Annotated in this window: 14 protein-coding genes; 7 read left to right on the plus strand and 7 right to left on the minus strand. The window is 72.2% G+C overall.

Annotated elements, in window-relative coordinates; genetic code table 11:
* Positions 1 to 46 precede the first annotated feature (46 nt).
* Entirely contained in the window at positions 47 to 943 is an 897-nt protein-coding gene (locus AB0L95_RS34750; protein WP_365168887.1) for a sirohydrochlorin chelatase, read from the minus strand.
* A 219-nt stretch (positions 944 to 1,162) separates the two neighbouring features.
* Here AB0L95_RS34750 and AB0L95_RS34755 point away from each other — a divergent pair, with 219 nt between their 5' ends.
* Entirely contained in the window at positions 1,163 to 1,858 is a 696-nt protein-coding gene (locus AB0L95_RS34755; RefSeq protein ID WP_365168889.1) for an ElyC/SanA/YdcF family protein, read from the plus strand.
* A gap of 45 nt (positions 1,859 to 1,903) precedes the next feature.
* Here the strand turns inward: AB0L95_RS34755 and AB0L95_RS34760 are convergent, their stop codons facing one another.
* Both AB0L95_RS34760 and AB0L95_RS34765 read right to left on the minus strand, forming a co-directional pair.
* Positions 1,904 to 2,812, minus strand: a complete 909-nt coding sequence (locus AB0L95_RS34760) for an intradiol ring-cleavage dioxygenase (protein WP_365168892.1) — start codon at positions 2,810 to 2,812, stop codon at positions 1,904 to 1,906.
* Between the two features lie 220 nt (positions 2,813 to 3,032).
* On the minus strand, positions 3,033 to 3,446 hold the full coding sequence (locus tag AB0L95_RS34765) for a gamma-glutamylcyclotransferase family protein (protein ID WP_365168894.1): 414 nt from the start codon (positions 3,444 to 3,446) through the stop codon (positions 3,033 to 3,035).
* Positions 3,447 to 3,672: 226 nt separating this feature from the next.
* On the opposite strand from AB0L95_RS34765, the gene AB0L95_RS34770 reads away from it, so the two are divergent.
* The 3 genes from AB0L95_RS34770 (at position 3,673) to AB0L95_RS34780 (ending at position 6,994) form a co-directional block, all read left to right on the plus strand.
* Positions 3,673 to 5,322, plus strand: a complete 1,650-nt coding sequence (locus tag AB0L95_RS34770; protein WP_365168896.1) for a M4 family metallopeptidase — start codon at positions 3,673 to 3,675, stop codon at positions 5,320 to 5,322.
* 379 nt (positions 5,323 to 5,701) lie between these two features.
* The gene (locus tag AB0L95_RS34775; RefSeq protein WP_365168898.1) at positions 5,702 to 6,220 is read left to right on the plus strand and encodes a hypothetical protein; all 519 of its coding nucleotides are present in this window, start codon (positions 5,702 to 5,704) and stop codon (positions 6,218 to 6,220) included.
* Between the two features lie 135 nt (positions 6,221 to 6,355).
* Positions 6,356 to 6,994 carry a class F sortase gene (locus AB0L95_RS34780; RefSeq protein ID WP_365168901.1) on the plus strand — a complete coding sequence of 213 codons (639 nt, stop codon included), beginning with the start codon at positions 6,356 to 6,358 and terminating at the stop codon, positions 6,992 to 6,994.
* Positions 6,995 to 7,033: 39 nt separating this feature from the next.
* On the opposite strand, the gene nirD is transcribed toward AB0L95_RS34780, so the two are convergent.
* The 4 genes from nirD to AB0L95_RS34800 all read right to left on the minus strand — a co-directional run bounded on the left by nirD (position 7,034) and on the right by AB0L95_RS34800 (position 14,685).
* A complete protein-coding gene (gene nirD, locus AB0L95_RS34785; RefSeq protein ID WP_365168919.1) occupies positions 7,034 to 7,384 on the minus strand; it encodes a nitrite reductase small subunit NirD in 351 nt (116 codons plus the stop codon).
* Positions 7,385 to 7,389: 5 nt separating this feature from the next.
* On the minus strand, positions 7,390 to 10,023 hold the full coding sequence (nirB, locus tag AB0L95_RS34790) for a nitrite reductase large subunit NirB (protein WP_365168903.1): 2,634 nt from the start codon (positions 10,021 to 10,023) through the stop codon (positions 7,390 to 7,392).
* Positions 10,024 to 10,282: 259 nt separating this feature from the next.
* Positions 10,283 to 12,976, minus strand: coding sequence for a pyruvate, phosphate dikinase (ppdK, locus tag AB0L95_RS34795; protein WP_365168906.1), 2,694 nt, complete (start codon positions 12,974 to 12,976; stop codon positions 10,283 to 10,285).
* A 488-nt stretch (positions 12,977 to 13,464) separates the two neighbouring features.
* Positions 13,465 to 14,685, minus strand: a complete 1,221-nt coding sequence (locus tag AB0L95_RS34800; RefSeq protein WP_365168909.1) for an ROK family protein — start codon at positions 14,683 to 14,685, stop codon at positions 13,465 to 13,467.
* 120 nt (positions 14,686 to 14,805) lie between these two features.
* Here AB0L95_RS34800 and AB0L95_RS34805 point away from each other — a divergent pair, with 120 nt between their 5' ends.
* The 3 genes from AB0L95_RS34805 (at position 14,806) to AB0L95_RS34815 (ending at position 20,815) form a co-directional block, all read left to right on the plus strand.
* Positions 14,806 to 16,452 (plus strand): hypothetical protein, encoded by a 1,647-nt coding sequence (locus tag AB0L95_RS34805; RefSeq protein WP_365168911.1) that lies wholly within the window; start codon positions 14,806 to 14,808, stop codon positions 16,450 to 16,452.
* Positions 16,449 to 18,386: a glycogen debranching N-terminal domain-containing protein gene (locus AB0L95_RS34810; protein WP_365168913.1), complete on the plus strand. Its 1,938-nt coding sequence runs from the start codon at positions 16,449 to 16,451 to the stop codon at positions 18,384 to 18,386. Before AB0L95_RS34805 ends, AB0L95_RS34810 begins: the two co-directional genes overlap by 4 nt.
* Positions 18,387 to 19,156: 770 nt before the next feature.
* Complete coding sequence (locus AB0L95_RS34815) at positions 19,157 to 20,815, plus strand: sulfatase-like hydrolase/transferase (RefSeq protein WP_365168921.1); 1,659 nt, start codon at positions 19,157 to 19,159, stop codon at positions 20,813 to 20,815.
* Positions 20,816 to 20,906: the final 91 nt, after the last annotated feature.

The raw sequence follows: 20,906 nt of genomic DNA on the forward strand, positions 1-20,906 counted from the left end.
CGGCGTCCGCTGGGGCTCGGCCGTTTCCCGCGCGGCCCTGTCGCGCTCAGGCCGACGCCAGGGCGTGGACAGCGGCCGGCTCGGGGGCCGCGAGGGCCTGGTCGTAGCGGTGCAGGACCAGGCGGGCCACGGCCGGGTGCGCGCCGAGCGGGGCCGCCGCGATCCACGGGGCCGCCGCGGCGCACTCGGCGGCGAACCGGCCCGGCGCCGCGAAGTACGAGGCGACGGCGATCCGGTGGTGGCCGCGGGCGTCGAGCGAGCGCACCGCCGCGGACACGGTGGGCGTGGCGGCGGAGGCGTAGGCGGGGACGACGGGCACGCCGAGGCGTTCGGCGAGGAGACGGGCGGTGCGGCGGGTGTCGGCGGCGGAGTCGGGGTCGCGGGAGCCGGCGGCGGCGAGCACCACCGCGCTCGCCCGGTGCCGGGCGTCGCTCGTCCCGGCCGGGAGGCCGGCCTCGACGAGCCGGGCGTAGAGCGTCTCCACGAGCAGGGGGTGCGGGCCGAGCGGGGCGGCCACGCGGATGCCCGCCCGCGCCGTGCGGGCCATCTCGGGGATGTCCCGCTTGACGTGGTGGCCGCGGCTGAGGAGCAGCGGTACGAGCACGGCCCGGCCCTCGCCGAGGGAGGCGAGCGTGTCGGGGAGCAGCGGCGCGTTCAGCTCGATGTGGCCGAGGCGCACCGGCACCCGGGGGCGCAGCTCGCGCACCCGTTCCGCGAGGGCGCGCACGGTGGACAGGGCCCGCGGGTCGCGGCTGCCGTGCGCGACGAGGACGAGCGTGGGCGGGGCCGGGCGCCGGGTGCCGTCGCGGGAGACGAGGCTGAGCCCGCTGCCGAGCTCGCCGACGATCCGGTTCATGAGCTGCGCCGCGCTGTCGAGGCCGGCGCCCTGGGGCGACCGGCCGCCGGGGCGGGACTCGTCGTGGGAGGGGTTCGACGCCGTCATGGGCCGATCCTGGCGGTACCACGTTGCCACGCCGTTGCAGGGCCGTGACGGGTGTTTTCCGGGGTTTCACGGTGAAGAGGCGGATGGTGTGAAGGGGCGCGGGGAGCAGTGGCGCGCCCTCGCGTCGCCGTGAGCGAACCGGATCACCGTACGCCGCGTCTCCACAGACGACGACCGGCGACGACCGGTGACACCACCGACTCCGGGGGACGCGTTTCGATGGGCCTGCCGCGCCTGAGGATCCGCAGACCGAGGCTGCCGCGCACCCGCGCCGGGCGGCGACGCTCCGTACAGGGCCTGATGCTGCTGTGCGTCCTCGCGCTGCTGCCGTCGACCTGGCTGTATCTCGCCACGGCCGACCGGCTGCGCACGGTCGCGGACGTGCCGCGCACGGAGGTCGCCGTCGTGTTCGGAGCGGGCCTGTGGGACGGCGAGCCGTCGCCGTACCTCGCGCACCGTCTGGACGCGGCGGCGCGGCTGTACCGGGCGGGCCGCATCGGGGTCGTGCTCGTCACCGGCGACAACAGCCGTAGGGACTACGACGAGCCGGACGCGATGCGCACCTATCTGACGCGGCACGGCGTGCCGGACGAACGGATCGTCAGCGACTACGCGGGCTTCGACACCTGGGACTCCTGCGTCCGTGCCCGGAAGATCTTCGGCGTGGACCGGGCGGTCCTGATCAGCCAGGGCTTCCACATCCGCCGCGCGGTCGCCCTGTGCCGGGCGGCGGGCATCACGTCGTACGGCGTCGGTGTCGACGACAAGCACGACGCGACCTGGTACTACGGCGGTACCCGAGAGGTCTTCGCGGCGGGCAAGGCGGCCCTGGACGTGGTGTTCCACCCGGACCCGAGGTTCCTCGGCCCGCGGGAGCCCGGGGTCGCGAAGGCCCTGGCCGCGGCAGGGAAGTGAGGAGGCCGGGGCTCCGGGCACGAGGCCGCGCCGGGAGCCCCGGGCCTACCGGCTCGGGGGGTTCGCCGGGCGGGAGGCGCTCGCGGCGCTGTCCGGTGCCGGGGTCCTGGCCGTGCGCGGGGCGCTCGTCGCGGACGGCGAGGGCTCCCGCGCCGGGTCGATGCCGATGGTCAGCACCCCGACGAGCTCCCTGTCCACGCTGCCCGTGACGCTCATCAGCCCGTCCTTCCCGCCGCCCCCGCGGTACACCGGGTCCTCGGCGAGCGGTGTGCGCGTTCCGGTGCGCCGGGTGTACGGGGACTTCGCGTACACCGCGTCGGTGTGGCGGTCGGGGAAGAAGAGCTGCCCGGTCCAGTTGACCCTGCCGCCCTGATAGCCCCGGTCGGTCCGGCTGCCGCCGGTACGGACCCTGACGTCGATGTGCGGGGCCCGGCCCGCGATCCAGCCGGGGAAGACCGTGGTGAACTCGGCGAGGCCCTGGTCGTCGGTCGTCTGGGAGCCGCGCAGGAACGTGCTGGAGCCGCCGGGCCCGCCCGGGGCGGGTGCCCGGTCGCCCGGACGCGCGTCGGGGTAGCCGGAGTAGGAGCCCCAGGCGTCGCAGTGCCAGATCTCGACGTCGGCGCCCGCGAGGACGGCGCAGGCGTGCGGATGGTCGCGCACGGTCAGCCGCAGCCGCAGCGGAACACCCTGCTTGCCCTCGGTGATGTCCTTGCGCAGGGGCGCGCCGTCCAGGTGGTAAGGGCCTGACACCACACTGCGGTTGAGCACGCACAGTTCGGCGTCCGGTGCGGTCTCCGGCACCCCGTCGCGACCGGGTCCGGCGCCCTCGCGCCCCCGCGCACCGGTGTCGTCGTCCGAGGAGAAGACGGAGAAGAGCCCGAATCCGAGGACGGCACCCGCGGCGGCGCCGCCCAGCGCGAGCGCCCGCCGCCGGGTGATGTCGCTGTCGGTCATGGGCGGGACCCTAGGGCGGGCGGGGCGGCGGCGGGAGGGGACGCACGGTGTCGTCGCCCGCACGAGCGACGCGGGCGGGGGACCCGCCGCTGTCGGTTGACCACGCGCCCTCGGCACCGACCGGGTCAAGGCCTCGGGCACCCCGCAACAGGGCGCCGGCCGCCGATCGCCACGGCAGCCGGGGCGGCAGTCGGCCGGCGGCGGCGGGGTGGGCGCAGGATCAGTGTCGCCGGGCGCGCCAGTCGCCGCCCTCGACCGGTCTGCCGTGCGTCCGCAGCCGTGCCGCGACGGCGGGCCCGGCGACGTACACCCAGGCCCGTACGGTCCTGCCGTCGCCCGCTGTCACCTCCCGCGCCACCCGCTCGTAGAGACTGCGGGGATCCCCCGGCACACAGTCCTCCAGGCGGTCGAGGGAGACGAGGAGCGCGTCGTACGAGCCGGGCAGCGCGGTGACGAGGTCGCCGCTGACTGTGCCGCCGTCCCTCTCCACGGCGTACGGGTATCCGGGTCCGTGGTACAGCACGGCGCCGGACAGCAGCCCCGGTTCCTCGGACCGGGTGCGGCCGCGCAGGAAGAGGTCGTGGTTGCGCTCGCCGGGGCGCAGGGTCCCGTACACGAAGAACGGCAGTCTCACGGGCCCGCCTCCCGGCCGCTTCCCCGGGCGGATCCGTCGGCCCCGACCATGGCCGTCTCCTTCCGTGCTCCACCGAAGCCTTGCAGGAACGATTCTGACCCCTCACATACCTCCGCGAACGCGCTATGGACATGACATGTCATGAACCTTTAAATCTGAGCGACGTCAGGGGATCACCACCCCTGGCTCCCCACACGCGCCCCCGGGCGCCTTCCCGAGGAGACCGATGAGTCGGATACGGCACATCCGAGGTTCCCGTCTCGCCGCGGCAGGCACCGCCGCGACCACCGCGGCCCTGCTCGCCGCCGCTCTCGCCCCCGCCCCCGCCGCCGGCGCGGCCGGCAGACCCGATCGCGCCACCGCGATCGACCACGCCACGGCGGCGCTGGTGCACCAGGCCTCGCGTCTGGGCCTCACGGCGGCGGAGGGCACCAGCGTCCGCGACGTCGTCGTCGACGCGAACGGCACCCAGCATGTGCGCTACGACCGAACGTACCGCCACCTCCCCGTGCTCGGCGGCGACTTCGTCGTCCACCTCGCGCCGAACGGCTCCTATCGCGGCGCGGACCTGGCCACCCGGCGCACCGTCTCCCTGCCGACCGTCACCCCCTCGGTGAAGGCCCCCAAGGCCGCCGACCTCGCCTCCGCCGCGCTGCGCGCCGCCAACGCCGGGGAGCTGCTGAAGAACGTGACCGCCAAGCCGCGGCTCGTCGTCGATGCGCTGCACGGCGCGCTCCGGCTGGCCTGGCGCACCGACGCGGTCGGCCAGGACTCGCTCGGCAACCCGGTCGCGCGCACGGTCCTCACCGACGCCCGCACCGGCCGGCAGATCGACGCGTGGGACAGCATCGAGACCGCGACCGGCGACGGACGGTCCCTCTACAGCGGCACGGTCCCGCTGGAGACCACGCAGTCGGGGTCGACGTACCAGCTCAAGGACGCCACGCGCGGCAACACGTACACCGGCGACGCCGCGAACAAGACGGACCTGTGCTTCCTCGGGGTCTGCCTCAGCCGCGCCCCCTCCACCCTGTTCACCGACGCCGACAACCACTGGGGCACGGGCGCGACGTCCGACCGCTCGTCGGCGGCGGTGGACGCGCAGTACGGCACCGACGAGACCTGGGACTACTACAAGAACGTGCACGGGCGGAACGGCATCGCGGGCGACGGCAAGGGTTCGTACAATCGCGTGCACTACGGCAACAACTACAACAACGCCTTCTGGGACGACAGCTGCTTCTGCATGACGTACGGCGACGGCGACGGGACGACGTTCGGACCGCTGGTGGCGCTGGACGTGGCGGGCCACGAGATGTCCCACGGCGTGACGTCGAAGACGGCGGCGCTGACGTACTCCGGTGAGTCCGGCGGTCTGAACGAGGCGACCTCGGACATCTTCGGGACACTGGTGGAGTGGTACGCGAACAACTCCTCCGACCTCGGTGACTACCTCATCGGCGAGAAGATCGTCCGCTCGGGCTTCGGCAAGTCGGCACTGCGGTACATGGACCAGCCGTCCAAGGACGGCAACTCGGCGGACTGCTGGAGCAGTTCGGTGGGCAACCTCGACGTCCACTACTCCTCGGGCGTCGCGAACCACTTCGCGTACCTGCTCGCGGAGGGCAGCGGCGCGAAGACCCTCAACGGGGTCGGCTACAACTCCCCCACCTGCAACGGCTCGACGGTGACCGGCATCGGCCGGGACAAGCTCGGCAAGATCTGGTACCGGGCCCTGACGGTCTACATGACGTCCTCGACGAACTACGCGGGCGCCCGGACGGCGACCCTGAACGCGGCGAAGGACCTCTACGGCGCGGGCAGCGCGGAGTACAACGCGGTGGCCGCGGCGTGGAGCGCGGTGAACGTCGGCTGACGGACCGCCATGAGGGACCGGGCCGGGTGCCGGGGCGTCCACGCTCCGGCACCCGGCCGGCCCCGGCCGTGGTCCTGCCTCCCTCCGGCTCGCGGTCGCCCGCCCCCCGTCACCTGCCCCCGCTCACCCGTTCATCGCCACCCCTCCACCATTCGTGATCTTTTCTGCGACAGCCCCGCCGCACCCCTCTTTACCTGCGCAGACAGCGCCACGGCGGCCCGGGGGACGGTCGCCTGAGCACCCGTTCGCCGCAATTCTGATGGGCCGTCAGCAAGCGGTCCTCGCTCGATGCCCTTTTCCTCGGAAGAGCAAGGGCACGACCGACACAGCGGCATGCTGGGGATGCCGCGGGCCGTGCCCTCTCGGAGGAGCACACACGATGCGACGTACGGCCCGTCTGCTGACCGGTACCGCGCTCGCCCTGGGCACCGCGGTCCTCGCCGCCGCGCCCGCGTACGCCGGTGACACCGGGATCCTGGAGGTCTCCCCCTCCGCCGTCGTCCCCGGCGCCCAGGTCACCGTCAACACGGCGGCGTGCGGGGCGGACCGCGCGGCGGCGGGCGACGCCAGCGCGGTCGGGGCCGGCCAGTTCGTCCTCGCGCCCGGCACGCACCAGCAGTACGCCAGCGGGCAGTTCCGGGTCCCGCCGGGCGCACAGCCCGGCACGTACGAGATCGTCGCCAAGTGCTCGGGCGGCGGGCACGCCACCGTGACCGGCGATCTGACGGTGACCCTCACCGCGGCCCAGACCCAGCCGCGGGGCAGTGTGAAGACGGGGGTCGGCGGCGCACTGGGCCCCGACCCCGTGAAGACCGCGGCCGGTGTGGCGGCTCTCGCCGTCGCCGCCGCGGGCGGTACCTGGCTTCTGCATCGCCGGCTACGAGGCGACGAGATGTGAGCGGACGCCCCCGCGCTGTCCGCTCGCCGGTACCGCCCTCCCCATCCCCCTCCGGGTCCGACTGCCCCTCGCGGCCCGGAGGGGGTCCCCCAGGCCCACGGTCCTCAGGGCCACCGGCCCCAGAAGGAGGACCACGTGCGCAAGGTCGGCAGGCCCGGCACGGGCGGCGACGTCGTCATAGCGTCCGTCACGGTGATCGCCCTGTGCTCGGGGGTGTGGCTGCTGCGCGGCGCCGCCGAGACCCACGCCCCGCCACAGCCCTCGGGCACACAGACGGTCGCGCACGTCGGACGCGAGCCGGCCGCCGTGTCCGCGCTGCCGCCCTCCGTCCCCGACCGGATACGCATCCCCTCGATACGCGTGGACGCCCCGCTGATGGGACTCGGGCTGACGCGCACCGGCAGCCTCGACGTCCCGCCCGCCGCCTACAAGAACCTCGCCGGCTGGTACGAGGCGGGCACCATGCCCGGCGAGACCGGCACCGCCATCGTCGCCGGGCATGTCGACAACGCCGAGGGCCCGGCGGTCTTCTACGACCTCGGCGCACTGGGCAGGGACAGCACGATCGAGGTCGACCGGCGCGACGGGTCGACGGCCGTCTTCACGGTCGACGCGGTCGAGGTGTACCGGGCGAAGGACTTCCCCGACCAGAAGGTCTACGGGGCGGCGCATCGCCCAGAACTGCGGGTGATCACCTGCGGCGGCGGCTACTCCAGGACGACGGGCTACCAGGGGAACGTGGTCGTCTTCGCGCATCTGAGCGGCAGCCGCTGACGGCCGGGGACAGTCGCGGAGGACGGCGGGGTGGCGCCTTCAGGCCGCCCGCACCTCGTACGTCGCCAGCCGCACCGTCTCGTCGTCCAGGCACTGCCCGGACAGCAGGTCGAAACGCTGCTTGAGCAGCGGCGAGGCCACATACGGCCGACCCTCGTGGGTGCCGGTCAGACCGCGCGAGAGCACGGCGGCTCCGCCGAACGGGTCGCGGTTGTCGATGGCGTACAGCCGGCCCGCCCGGTCCAGGAACAGGGCGACCTGACGGCCGTCCGGCAACAGCGCCGCCACCCCGCGGCCGGGCGTCAGCAGGGCGAGGTCGCAGATGGTCAGCCAGTCCTCCCCGAAACGCAGTCGGACGCTCAGATCCGTCTTCTCGGGGGCCAGGGTCAGCAGGGTCATCGCGAGGAACTTCCTTCCAGGGGGCGCCTGCCGAGGGTCAGCAGCGGCAGGTCGGGCTTGATCTGGTCGCGCTCGGCGACGAAGCCGACGACCGGATCGGGGGTGTCGGGGGCGTTGACGAAGGACACGAACCGGGCCAGCCGCTCCGGGTCGCCGAGGGTCTCCGCCCACTCGTCGCGGTAGTTGGCCACATGCGCGGTCATCAGGGTCTGGAGCTCCTCGCAGATGCCGAGCGAGTCGTGCACGACCACGTCCCGCACATGGCCGAGGCCGCCCGGGATCCGCTCCAGCCAGGCCGAGGTGCGCTCCAGGGGGTCGGCGGTACGGATGTAGAACATCAGGAAGCGGTCGATCAGCCGGACGAGTTCGGCGTCCGACAGATCCTGGGCGAGCAGATCCGCGTGGCGCGGGGTGGCGCCGCCGTTGCCGCCGACGTAGAGGTTCCAGCCGCTCGCGGTGGCGATCACCCCGAAGTCCTTGGACTGGGCCTCGGCACACTCGCGGGCGCACCCGGAGACCGCCGACTTCAGCTTGTGCGGGGACCTCAGGCCCCGGTAGCGCAGCTCCAGGTCGATCGCCATGCGGACCGAGTCCTGGACGCCGTAGCGGCACCAGGTCCGGCCGACGCAGGACTTCACGGTGCGCAGCGCCTTGCCGTACGCGTGCCCCGACTCGAAGCCCGCGTCCACCAGCCGTGCCCAGATGAGGGGGAGCTGCTCGACCCGGGCGCCGAACAGGTCGAGGCGCTGACCGCCGGTGATCTTCGTGTAGAGGCCGAAGTCACGGGCGATCTCACCGATCACGATCAGCTTCTCCGGGGTGATCTCCCCGCCGGGGACCCGGGGCACGACGGAGTACGACCCGTTCTTCTGGAGATTGGCGAGGAAGTGGTCGTTGGTGTCCTGCAGGGCGGCCTGTTCCCCGTCCAGGATGTGGCCGTCGGCGCCGATCGAGGGAGCGAGCGAGGCGATGATCGAGGCCACCGCCGGCTTGCAGGTCTCGCAGCCGTCGCCGTCCCGGGCCCCCTCCCGGCCGTAGCGCTCCAGCAGACCGCGGTACGAGGTGATCCGCAGCGCCAGCACGATCTCGTACAGCTCCTCGCGGCTCTGCGCGAAGCAGCCGCACAGGCCCTGGTCGACCTCGATGCCGCCCGCCGCCAGCTCGGCGTCGACCAGCTGCCCCAGCACCTTCAGACAGCTGCCGCAGCCGGTGCCGGCCTTGGTGCACTTCTTGACCTCCACCGCCGTCGTACGGCCCTCCTCGGTCACCGCGGCGCGGACGGCGCCCTTGGTGACGTGGTGGCAGGAGCAGACGACCGCCTCGTCCGGCAGCGCCGACGGACCGAGCTGCGCCGGGGCCCCGGAGCCCGCCGGGAGCACGAGCTGCTCGGGGGCGACGGGCGGCACCGAGCCGGTGAGCGCGCGCAGGGTCCCGTACGCCTCCGCGTCGCCGACCAGGATGCCGCCGAGCAGTTCGCCGTCACGGCCGACGACCAGCTTCTTGTACGTGCCCGAGCGGGCGTCCGCGTAGACGACGTCGAGGCAGTCGGCGGTGGTGCCGTGCGCGTCGCCGAAGGAGGCCACGTCCACGCCGAGCAGCTTCAGTTTGGTGGACAGGTCGGCGCCGGTGAACGAGGACCGGCCGGCCTCGTCGGCGGCGATCGTCGCGGCGGCCGCCTCGGCCATCTCGTAGCCGGGCGCGACCAGGCCGTAGACCCGGCCGTCGGCCGCCTGCGCGCACTCGCCGATCGCGAACACCCGCGGGTCGCCGACGGTACGGCAGCGTTCGTCGACGGTGATGCCGCCGCGCTCGCCGACCGCGAGGCCGCCGTCCCGGGCGAGCCGGTCGCGGGGGCGCACCCCGGCCGAGAACACCACCATGTCGGTGGCGAGTACGGATCCGTCGGACAGTCTCATGCCCGTCACCGCGCCGTCCTCGCCGGTGAGGATCTCCTGGGTGCCGGTGCCCGTGTGCACGGTCAGGCCCATGTTCTCGATGGTGCGCAGCAGCGCGGCGCCGCCGCCCTCGTCGACCTGCACCGGCATCAGGCGTGGCGCGAACTCCACGATATGGGTGGAAAGACCCAGTCCCTTGAGCGCACCGGCCGCCTCCAGGCCGAGGAGACCACCGCCGACCACCACGCCCGTGACTGCCCTCCCCCTCGCGTACTCCTCGATGGCGAACAGGTCCTCTAGGGTGCGGTAGACGAAGCAGCCCGTCGCGTCCTTGCCCTCGACGGGCGGGACGAAGGGGAAGGAGCCGGTGGCGAGGACGAGCGTGTCGTACCGGACCGTCAGCCCGGACCGGGCGGTCACCGTCCGCGCCCGCCGGTCGACGGCGGTCACCGGGTCGCCGAGATGCAGCTCGATACCGTGCCGGTCGATGAACTCCCGGTCCGTCAGGGCCAGTTCGTCGGGGGTCGTGCCCGTGAAGTACGAGGTGAGGCGGACTCGGTCGTAGGCGGGGCGGGGCTCCTCGCCCAGCACGACCACCCGGTGCGTGGCGGTCAGGCCGCGCTCGGCGAGCGCTTCGAGGAAGCGCTGGCCGACCATGCCATGGCCGACGAGCACGATCGTGGGGGTGTCTGCGAGTGCGGTGCCGGTCGTCGCCGCGCGCATGTCCGAGGTCATGCACCGCAGCGTGCGGCGCCGACATTACCCGGCCGCATCACCGCTGTTTCCCGGGCGGAACGCTGCGCTCAGCGGGGGCCGGGCACCGGTGTGAGGGGGACGCGCCGCACCCACCGAGCCGGGGCACGGCGTCCCCGTACGAGGAGAGGGCGGCACCCCCCGCACAGGGATGCCGCCCTCTCTGGAGGGTCCGGAGCCGCCTTCGTGAGTCGGTGAGGGTCGGGTACCGACGACGGCTCCGGAGGTCTTGCGGTGTGCGTCAGCGGTGGTCGCTGCCCTGCGACTGCGAGGCCGCCCGGCCCGCCTCCAGGCGGGCCACCGGGATCCGGAACGGCGAGCAGGACACGTAGTCCAGCCCCACCTCGTGGAAGAAGTGCACCGACTCGGGGTCGCCGCCGTGCTCGCCGCAGACACCGAGCTTCAGGTCCGGCCGGACCTCCCGGCCCGCCTTGGCCGCGTCGCGGACCAGCTTGCCCACGCCGTCCCGGTCGATGGTCTCGAACGGGGAGACGCCGAAGATGCCCTTCTCCAGGTAGGCCGTGAAGAAGCTCGCCTCCACGTCGTCCCGGCTGAAGCCCCACACCGTCTGGGTGAGGTCGTTGGTGCCGAAGGAGAAGAACTCGGCGGCCTCGGCGATCTGCCCGGCCGTCAGCGCGGCGCGCGGCAGCTCGATCATCGTGCCGATCGCCAGCTTCAGCCGGGTGCCCGTGGCCTCCTCGACCTCGGAGATGACCCGGTCCGCCTCCTCGCGCACGATCTCCAGCTCCTGGACCGTGCCGACCAGCGGGATCATGACCTCCGCGCGCGGGTCGCCCTTCGCGGCCTTGCGCTCGGCCGCCGCCTCGGCGATCGCCCGTACCTGCATGGTGAACAGGCCCGGGATCACGAGGCCGAGGCGCACGCCCCGCAGGCCCAGCATCGGGTTCTGCTCGTGCAGCCGGTGCACGGCCTGGAGCAGGCGCAGCTCGTTCTCGTGCGGCTCCTGGCGGGACTCGGCCAGCGCCACGCGCACCGACAGCTCGGTGATGTCGGGCAGGAACTCGTGCAGCGGCGGGTCGAGGAGGCGGATGGTGACGGGCAGACCGTCCATCGCCTCGAACAGCTCCACGAAGTCCTGCTTCTGGAGCGGCAGGAGTTCCTTCAGGGAGTCCTCGCGCTCGATCTCGGTGTCCGCCAGGATCAGACGCTCCACCAGCTCACGACGGTCACCGAGGAACATGTGCTCGGTGCGGCACAGGCCGATGCCCTGCGCGCCGAAGCGCCGTGCGCGCAGCGCGTCCTCGGCGTTGTCCGCGTTCGCGCGGACCCGGAGGCGGCGCTTGCGGTCCGCGAAGGCCATGATGCGGTGCACGGCCTCGACCAGCTCGTCCGCGTCGTCGGCACCCGCGTGCATCCGGCCCTCGAAGTACTCGACGACCGGGGACGGGACGACCGGGACCTCACCGAGGTACACCTTGCCCGAGGAGCCGTCGATGGAGATCACGTCGCCCTCCTCGACGACGTGCCCGCCCGGCACCGTCATCCGGCGCCGCTTGGTGTCGACCTCCAGCTCCTCCGCACCGCAGACACAGGTCTTGCCCATGCCGCGCGCGACCACGGCCGCGTGCGAGGTCTTGCCGCCGCGGGAGGTGAGGATGCCCTCGGCCGCGATCATGCCATCCAGGTCGTCGGGGTTGGTCTCGCGGCGGACCAGGATGACCTTCTCGCCGGAGCGCGACCACTTGACCGCGGTGTACGAGTCGAAGACCGCCTTGCCGACGGCCGCGCCCGGCGAGGCGGCGATGCCCCGGCCGACCTGCTCGACCTTCGCGCTCTCGTCGAACCGCGGGAACATCAGCTGGGCGAGCTGCGCGCCGTTGACGCGCTGGAGCGCCTCGGCCTCGTCGATCAGACCCTGGTCCACCAGCTGTGTGGCGATACGGAAGGCCGCGCCCGCGGTGCGCTTGCCGACGCGGGTCTGGAGCATCCACAGCCGGCCGCGCTCGATGGTGAACTCGATGTCGCAGAGATCCTTGTAGTGGTTCTCCAGGGTCTCCATGATCTGCATCAGCTGGTCGTACGACTTCTTGTCGATCCGCTCCAGCTCGGCGAGCGGGACCGTGTTGCGGATGCCCGCCACCACGTCCTCGCCCTGCGCGTTCTGCAGGTAATCGCCGTACACGCCCTGGTGGCCGGAGGCGGGGTCGCGGGTGAAGGCGACGCCCGTGCCGGAGTCGGGGCCGAGGTTGCCGAAGACCATCGAGCAGACGTTGACCGCCGTGCCCAGGTCGTGCGGGATGCGCTCCTGACGGCGGTAGAGCTTGGCGCGGTCGCCGTTCCAGGACTCGAAGACCGCCTTGATGGCGAGGTCCATCTGCTCGCGCGGGTCCTGCGGGAAGTCGCGCCCGGCCTCGGTCTTGACGATCTTCTTGTACTTGGTGACCAGCTTCTTCAGGTCCGACGCGTCCAGCTGGGTGTCGTCGGTGACCTTCTTGGTCTCCTTGGCCTTCTCCAGCGCGTCCTCGAAGAGGTCGCCGTCGACGCCGAGGACCGTCTTGCCGAACATCTGGATGAGGCGCCGGTAGGAGTCCCAGGCGAAACGCTCGTCGCCGGCCTGACTGGCCAGGCCCTGCACCGACTTGTCGGAGAGACCGATGTTCAGGACGGTGTCCATCATGCCGGGCATGGAGAACTTCGCCCCGGAACGCACCGAGACCAGCAGCGGGTCGTCGGCCTGGCCGAGCTTCTTGCCCATCCGGTCCTCGAGAGCGGAGAGGTGCGCACTCACCTCGTCACGCAGTGCCGCGGGTTCCTGGCCGCTGTCCAGGTAGACCTTGCAGGCCTCGGTGGTGATGGTGAAGCCCGGAGGGACGGGCAGACCGAGGTTGGTCATTTCGGCGAGGTTCGCGCCCTTGCCGCCCAGGAGGTCCTTGAGGTCCTTGTTGCCCTCGGTGAAGTCGTAAACGAACTTCACACCCTCCACGCCGTTCTCAGTTACGTGGGGATCTTTGTTTTCCGACACGGTCTCGACTCCTCGAGGACGCGGTGGCTGCCCTGACGGCGAGGAACATACCCAGATCGAAGGAGCCTGGGTACGTCCACTTGCGCGTCATGCGCCTGTAACCACTCGTCCGCCACTGGATCGAAAGTCAAAGCTTCGCAAGCGTCGACCGGGGGATGTTTTCACTTCTTGAACGCATCGACGCCCGTAGACCCGTTTTGTCGCTCAGATGAGCAGCTCTCGTCACGTCTGAGTTCGATCGATGAACGATCAAAGGGTGGCACTCAGTGCCATCCTTTGAGAAGTGCAGTCGCCCAAGATCCGCTCATCTGAGCGCAACCCCTATCAGGGGTGGCGAGAATCACGCTATGCGAGGCGGCCCCTTTTCACCATGCGGACGCATGTACGGGCGGAAATGTCCGCGCCATGCCCACGACACCTCAGGGCGCCTCCACCGTGCCTCACACCCCGAGCGCGAGCAGCCGTTCCTCCACCCGTTCCGGTGCGTAGAGATGCTCGACGACCAGGGCACCGGCCCCGACCAGGCCCGACCGCTCCCCCAGCCGGGAGGTCACCACGTCCAGACGCGCGGTGGAACGCGGCAACGCCCGCTGGTACAGCAGCTCCCTCACCCCCGTCAGGAAGGGCGTTCCAGCCAGATCCCCGGCGATCATCAGCACCCCCGGGTTCAGCAGGGTCACGACCGTCGCGAGGACGTCCCCGACCCGCCGTCCGGCCTCCCGGGCGAGCGCGGCGGCCTCCGGGTTCCCCGCGGCCAGCAGCTCCCGCACGTCCGAGCCGGAGGCGGCCCGCACCCCCTGCTCCGCGAGCCGGCGCGCGACGGCGCCTCCGCTCGCCACGGCGGCGAGACAGCCGTAGGAACCGCACCGGCACAGCGCGCCCGCGCCCTCGGGGACCCGGATGTGGCCGATGTCCCCGGCGCCGCCGTCGACACCCCGGTAGATCCGGCCGTCGACGACCACTCCCGCGCCGATACCGGTGGACACCTTGACCAGCACGAACGCCGAGCAGTCCGGGTGCGCGGTGCGCTGCTCCCCGTACGCCATCAAGTTCGCGTCGTTGTCCACGAGCACCGGCACGTCCGTGGCGCCGTGCGCATGCTCGGCGAAGGCACGGCCGAGGCGCCCTCGTATGTCGTAGGTGTCCCAGCCGGGCATGATCGGCGGCTGGACGACCCGCCCGGTGTCGCTGTCCACGGGCCCGGGGACGGCGAGCCCGATCCCGCAGACCTCGTGCGCGCCGTGTCCCGCCTTCTCCAGGAGCCGGGCGAACCAGCGCCCCAGTTCGCCGAGCACGGCGTCCGGGCCCTTCTCTATGACCAGCACCCCGGAGTGTTCGGCCAGGAACTCCCCGGTCAGGGAGAGAACCGCGGCGCGGGCGTGCCGGGTGTCGAGGTCGGCGGCGAGCACCACGGCATGGGCGTCGTCGAACTCCAGGGTGATCGAAGGACGCCCGCCGAGCGGGGAGTCCACCGGTCCGCCCGCGCCCTCGCGCAGCCAGCCGGCCCGGAAGAGACGGTCCAGGCGCTGGCCGACCGTGGCCCGGGACAGGCCCGTGGCCTGTTGAAGGGCACCGCGGGTCGTGGCACGGCCGCTGCGGACCAGTGCGAGCAGATCTCCCGCGCCGGCCTGTCGGCCCGGCGTCCCGGCTCTTCCTCTCATGCGCACCCCCTTGCGTTCACCAACCGCGCCTTACATAGTGAGTTTTGCATGTTAAGTAGACGTAACTCCACGGTAGCTACTGCCGAACCGAGCGGCAGGACGTCTTTCAGGGAGACCTGAGTGGACCGCACCACCCGACTCACCGCCCGCCGTACGGAACTCACCGGTCCCGTGCGCACTCCCGGCACGCCACCGACACCCCCTCCACGCGAGAACCCCCGACCCGGACCGGCGAACCCCCGATCCGGACCCGCTGTATACGGTCCGTCCACGCGCCGGAGGGCGCTGCATGTCAGGGCCGCACAGGTGCTCGAAGGAAACTGGACGGGCACCTCCACGGTGCCGTCGCACAGCCTGTACCCCCACCAGTGGTCCTGGGACTCCGCGTTCATCGCGATCGGCCTGCGCCATCTGTCGCCGCTGAGGGCGCAGACGGAACTGGAGACGCTCCTCGACGCCCAGTGGGCGGACGGGCGCATCCCGCACATCGTCTTCAACCCCTCCGTGCCGCTCGACGCGTACTTCCCGAGCCCCGACTTCTGGCGTTCCTCGACCGCGGGGCGCGCTGCGGGCGCCCCGCGCACCGTACAGACCTCGGGCATCGTGCAGCCACCGGTGCACGCGCTGGCGGCCTGGCTGGTGCACCGGGCCGACCCGGGGCTGTCCCGGGCGCGCGGCTTCCTGCCCCGCGTCCACCCGCGCCTCGCCGCCTGGCACCGCTATCTGCTGCACCGCCGGGACCTGGGCGGCGGCGGGCTCGTCTCGGTGGTGCACCCCTGGGAGCAGGGCATGGACAACAGCCCCGCCTGGGACGCTCCGCTGTCCCGGATCACCCCGGCCCCGGCCCGCGCCTTCCGCCGCGCCGACCTGGACCACGGCGCACCCGAGGACCGCCCCACGGACCTGGACTACGGGCGGTACGTACGGCTGGCGACGGACTACCGGGACAGTGGATACGCCGACGGGACGGGCGAGTTCGCGGTGGAGGACCCGGCGTTCAACGCGCTGCTGATCGCGTCGGAGCACGCGTTGGCCCGGATAGCCAGGGAGCTGGGTGCGACAGGCACGGCCCGCCACGCCCGCGCACAGCGCCTGACGACGGCCCTCGTCGACCGCCTCTGGGACCCGGCCGAGGGGATGTTCTTCTGCCGGGATCTGCGAGGACGGGCGGGCGAGAGCGGTGCTCTTCACATGGATCGGCGCTCCCGGAGCGCTGCTCTCTCGACGGAGCAGCGCTCTCCCTCCGGTGCCCTCGTCCCCGAGCGCTGTGTCTCCGGACTCATCCCGTTGCTCCTGCCCACGCTCCCCCGCGACATCGCGGCCGCGCTCGTGCGCACCCTGTCCGGGCCCCACTTCGGGCTGGGCGGCGCGACCCGGCTCGTGCCGAGCTACGACCTGCTCGGCGAGGCGTTCGACCCGCACCGGTACTGGCGCGGCCCGGCATGGTTCAACACCGGCTGGCTGCTGGAGCGCGGGCTGAGGACGCACCGGGAGGAGACGGCGGCCGACGCGCTGCACGAGGCCCTGCTGGAGACGGCGGACACGTCGGACTTCGCGGAGTACGTCGACCCGTACACCGGCGAGGCGTGCGGCGTGCAGGGCTTCGGCTGGACTGCCGCACTTTCCCTCGATCTGTTGCACAACCCCCCACGCCCACCGGTGGGCCCGGAGAAGCCGAATAAGGGGAAATCCCTTACCGAACACGGCGTATCCCCCACGGGCACCAGCACGTTCGACAGGAGTGACAAGGGAGAGGACCGGGGATGACAGACCGGCATCATCTGCTCGTGCGCGGCGGCACGTTCGCCGCAGTGGGCGACAGCGGCGACATCAGCGGGGTGCGGGGCGGCAACTCCCCGGACGGGTTCTTCGTACGGGACGCACGGCACCTGAGCCGGTGGCAGCTCACCGTCGACGGCGCGGTGCCCGAGACGCTCACACCGGTCGCCGCAGGGGAGACGGCGCGCTGTGTCCTCGTACCGCGAGGCGGCCGGCAGGAGCCGCCCGCCTCCACCCTCTTCCGTGAACAGGCCGTGGTGGACGGGGCGTTCGTGGAGTCGCTGCGGGTCACCAACAACCGCCCGGTGCCGACCACGGTGCGGGTGGCGGTCACCGCGGACGCCGACTTCACGGACCAGTTCGAGCTGCGCTCGGACCACCGTACGTATACCAAGGCGGGCGCCGTACGGTCCCGTCAGATCCTCGACGAGGGCGTGGAGTTCGGCTATCGGCGCGGCGAGTGGCGGTCCGGCACCACCGTCACGTCCGAGCCCCCGCCGGACGGCGTGGAGGAGACCGGCACGGGCGCCCGCCGCCTGGTGTGGACGCTGGAACTCGACCCGCACGGCTCGGCGGAGCTGCTGCTGCGGGTCGCCGCCCGGCCGCACGGGGTCGCACAGGACCCCGCGGTCCCGGCGACTCCCGCCGCCGCCGTCGAGCAACTGCTCGCGCAGGAAGCCGCGTTCATGGAGGGCGTGGCGTTTCCCACCGGCTGGCCCGAACTGGCCACGGCATGCGCGCAGGGCCTGTCCGACCTGGCCTCGCTCCAGGTCCCGGCGACCGGACCCGAGGGCGAGGAACTCCTCGTCCCCGCCGCGGGCGCCCCCTGGTTCCTCGCGCTGCTGGGCCGCGACGCGCTCCTCACCTCCCTCTTCGCGCTGCCCTACCGCCCCCGGCTGGCCGCGGCCACCCTGCCCGCGCTCGCCGCGACGCAGGCGACCGAGGTCGGCTCGCGTTCGGTGGCCCAGCCCGGAAAGATCGTGCACGAGGTACGGCACGGAGAGCTGGCACACTTCGGACAGGTGCCGTTCGGGCGGTACTACGGCTCGGTCGACGCGACCCCCCTCTTCCTGGTCCTGCTGGGGGCGTACGTCGAGCAGACCGGCGACCTTGCGCTGGCCCGCCGTCTGGAACCCCACGCGCGGGCGGCGATCGGCTGGATGCTGGACCACGGCGGGCTCACCTCCCGCGGGTATCTCGTCTACCGCGCCGACCAGGGCGGTCTCGCCAACCAGAACTGGAAGGACTCCCCCGGCGCGATCTGCTCCGCCGACGGCAGCCGTCCGCACGGACCGGTGATGGCAGCGGGCGCGCAGGGGTACGCGTACGACGCGCTGCGCCGCACCGCGCATCTGGCCCGCACGGTGTGGGACGACGAGGTGTACGCGGCGCTGCTGGAACAGGCGGCCGGGGATCTGCGCGACCGGTTCCAGCGCGACTTCTGGATGGAGGAGCACGCCTTCCCCGCGCTCGCGCTGGACGGCGAGGGCCGCCAGGTGAACGCGCTCGCCTCGGACGCGGGGCATCTGCTGTGGTCGGGCCTGCTGGACAAGGAGTACGGCGAACTGGTCGGCCGACGCCTGCTGGAACCGGACTTCTTCTCCGGCTGGGGGGTGCGCACCCTGGCCTCGGGCCAGGCGGCGTACCACCCGTTGTCGTACCACCGCGGCTCTGTCTGGCCGCACGACAACGCGCTGATCACGCTGGGCCTGGCCCGCTACGGGCTGCACGACGAGGCCCGTACGGTGGCGAACGCGCTGGTGGAGGCATCGACGGCGACGGGCCACCGGTTGCCGGAGGCGTACGCGGGCTACGGCCGTGACACCCATCCGGAGCCGGTGCCGTACCCGCACGCCTGCACCCGGGAGTCCCGTTCGGCCGCGACACCGCTCGCGCTGCTCACCGCGGTCGGAGGCGCCTGACGCGGGTGACCCGTGGAGCCGGGCAGAGCCGGTTGACCTCGGGTTTGCCGGGTGTTTGCCGGGCGCTGGGGCGGTCGGCTTGAACGTAGGCCCGGGGCTGCCCGTACGGGATGACGGCGGGCCCAGCCTCCCCAGCGTGGCCCGCCTCTCCACCACGGGCTTCGCACGGAAGGACCCTCGGGTTGCCTCTCAACACTGGTCAACGACAGACGCAGGACAAGGCTGGGGTGGTCACCGACGGGGTCCTGCCGGCGGAGGATGAACAGCCGGAAGCGGAGGGGACTGCGCCCGCTCCGGAGACGTCGCCGGAGAAACCGACCTCGGAGCACCGGACGGCGGAGGAACGACCGTCGGAGCCGTCGGAACACCCGACCGCAGAGGAGCCGGACGGTCCTGACAGGCCCGACGCCGAGACCGCCCCCACCGCGGACGCGATCGCTTCCGCGGACGAGAGCGACGAGGCCGACAAGGACGACAGGGCCGAAACCGCTCCCTCTGACAAGGCCGACGCGGCCGAGGAGACCGCTTCCGCCGACGTACCCGTCTCCGCCCCCGCCGAAAGCGAAGCCGCAGGCGAGGAGACGAGCACGACCGCGGACGCGGACACGACCGCGGAGGCAGACGCGACCGCGGACGCGGACACAGACGCGGAAGCAGCCGCAGCCACGGACGCCGACGCGGACAAGGACGCGGCCAACGCCGTACCCGCCACCGAGGAAGGGGGGACGGCAGCCGGTGTCCCGTCCGCCCGCTCCCGGCGCGGGCGGCGGCTGCGCGCCTGGAAGGAGGATCACCCGGTGGCGGCCCGGGTGATCGGGATCAGCGTCTCCGTGCTCGCCGCTCTGCTCGTCGTCGTCTCGTTCGTGCTGCCCAACCGGCCGGAGAACTTCCAGCTCGCCCAGTTCACCCGGCTCCCGGTGGAGGCGCTCATCGGCGCCGTAGTGCTGACCGCGCTGCCCCGCCGGCCCCGGCTGATCACGGCCTGGCTCGGCGGCGTCGTGCTCGGCGTGCTGACCGTGCTCAACCTGCTGGACGTCGGCTTCTACCAGTACCTCGGCCGCGGCTTCAACGTCATCCTCGACTGGCCGCTCTTCACCGACGCCTACTCCTATCTCCAGGACACACTGGGCGGAACAGGCGCCCTGGGCGCGCTGATCGCGGCTGTCGCGATCGTCGTCGTCGTGCTCGGCGTGACGGCGCTCGCCGTCGTACGGCTGAGCAACGTGATAGCCCGGCACCGCGCCACCACCACCCGCAGCGTCCTCGTGCTGAGCATGGTGTGGATGACCTGCCAGGCCCTCAGCCTCCAGGTCAGCGGAGTGCCGCTGGCCGCCGAGCACACCGTCACGATGCTCCAGTACCGCTCCGACCGGATCCGGGAGACCGTGCGTGACGAGCGGGAGTTCGGCAAGACGGCGCAGGCCGACACCTTCGGCAACACCCCGGGCTCCCAGCTCGTGCCCGATCTGCGCGGCAAGGACATGATCTTCACGTTCATCGAGAGCTACGGCCGTAGCGCCGTCGAGGACCCGATCATGGCGCCCGGTGTCGACAAGACCCTGGACTCCAGCACCCAGGCCCTGGCGAAGGCCGGCTTCCATGCCAAGAGCGGCTGGCTGACCTCGGCGACCTACGGCGGCAGCAGCTGGCTCGGCCACTCCACATTCATGTCGGGCCTGTGGGTCAGCAACCAGAACCGCTACCGCACCGTCACCGCGAGCGACCACCTCACCCTCACCGACGCGTTCAAGAAGACCGGCGCCTGGGACACCGTCGGCGTCATGCCGGGTGTGCAGAAGGGCTGGCCGGAGGCGAAGTGGTACGGCCTCGACAAGGTCTACAACGCCTTCCAGCTCGGCTACAAGGGCCCGAAGTTCAGCTGGTCGACGATGCCGGACCAGTACGCGCTGGAGCAGTTCCAGCAGCAGGTGCACGGCAAGAAGCACGACAAGCCGCTGATGTCGTTCGTCATCCTGACCTCCAGCCACCAGCCCTGGGCGCCCATCCCGAAGATGGTCGGCTGGAACCAGCTGGGCAACGGCTCGATCTTCGACGCCATCCAGAAGGCGGGCAACAAGCCGGCGGACATCATCGCCGACCCCACCCGGTCGAAAGAGGAGTACGGCAAGTCGGTCCAGTACTCCGTGACCGCCCTGACCCAGTGGCTCGAGCGCTACGGCAACGACAACACGGTCCTCGTCTTCCTCGGCGACCACCAGCCGATCTCCCGGGTCAGCGGCAACAACGCCAGCCGTGACGTGCCGTGCGCGATCGTCGCCAAGGACCCGAAGGTGTTCGACAAGATCGCCGACTGGGGCTGGTCGGACGGCCTGCGGCCCGCGCACAACGCGCCGGTGTGGAAGATGAGCGCCTTCCGCGACCGCTTCCTGAAGGCGTACGGCTCGACCCCGCACCCGACGAAGGGCTGACCCGCGGCCCTGAAGCCCTGAGGGGGCTGAACCCGCACCGTCCGGTGCGGGTTCAGCCCCCTGAGGGCTTATGCCCACGGAGTCCGGCCCC

This window comes from Streptomyces sp. NPDC052036, from assembly GCF_040680495.1.
Classification (GTDB): Bacteria; Actinomycetota; Actinomycetes; order Streptomycetales; family Streptomycetaceae; genus Streptomyces.

Coding starts and splice junctions, on each gene's coding strand:
- AB0L95_RS34750 (WP_365168887.1), bottom strand. CDS start 943: ATGACGGCGTCGAACCCCTCCCACGACGAGTCCCGCCCCGGCGGCCGG.
- AB0L95_RS34755 (WP_365168889.1), top strand. CDS start 1,163: ATGGGCCTGCCGCGCCTGAGGATCCGCAGACCGAGGCTGCCGCGCACC.
- AB0L95_RS34760 (WP_365168892.1), bottom strand. CDS start 2,812: ATGACCGACAGCGACATCACCCGGCGGCGGGCGCTCGCGCTGGGCGGC.
- AB0L95_RS34770 (WP_365168896.1), top strand. CDS start 3,673: ATGAGTCGGATACGGCACATCCGAGGTTCCCGTCTCGCCGCGGCAGGC.
- AB0L95_RS34775 (WP_365168898.1), top strand. CDS start 5,702: ATGCGACGTACGGCCCGTCTGCTGACCGGTACCGCGCTCGCCCTGGGC.
- nirB (WP_365168903.1), bottom strand. CDS start 10,023: ATGACCTCGGACATGCGCGCGGCGACGACCGGCACCGCACTCGCAGAC.
- AB0L95_RS34800 (WP_365168909.1), bottom strand. CDS start 14,685: ATGAGAGGAAGAGCCGGGACGCCGGGCCGACAGGCCGGCGCGGGAGAT.
- AB0L95_RS34810 (WP_365168913.1), top strand. CDS start 16,449: ATGACAGACCGGCATCATCTGCTCGTGCGCGGCGGCACGTTCGCCGCA.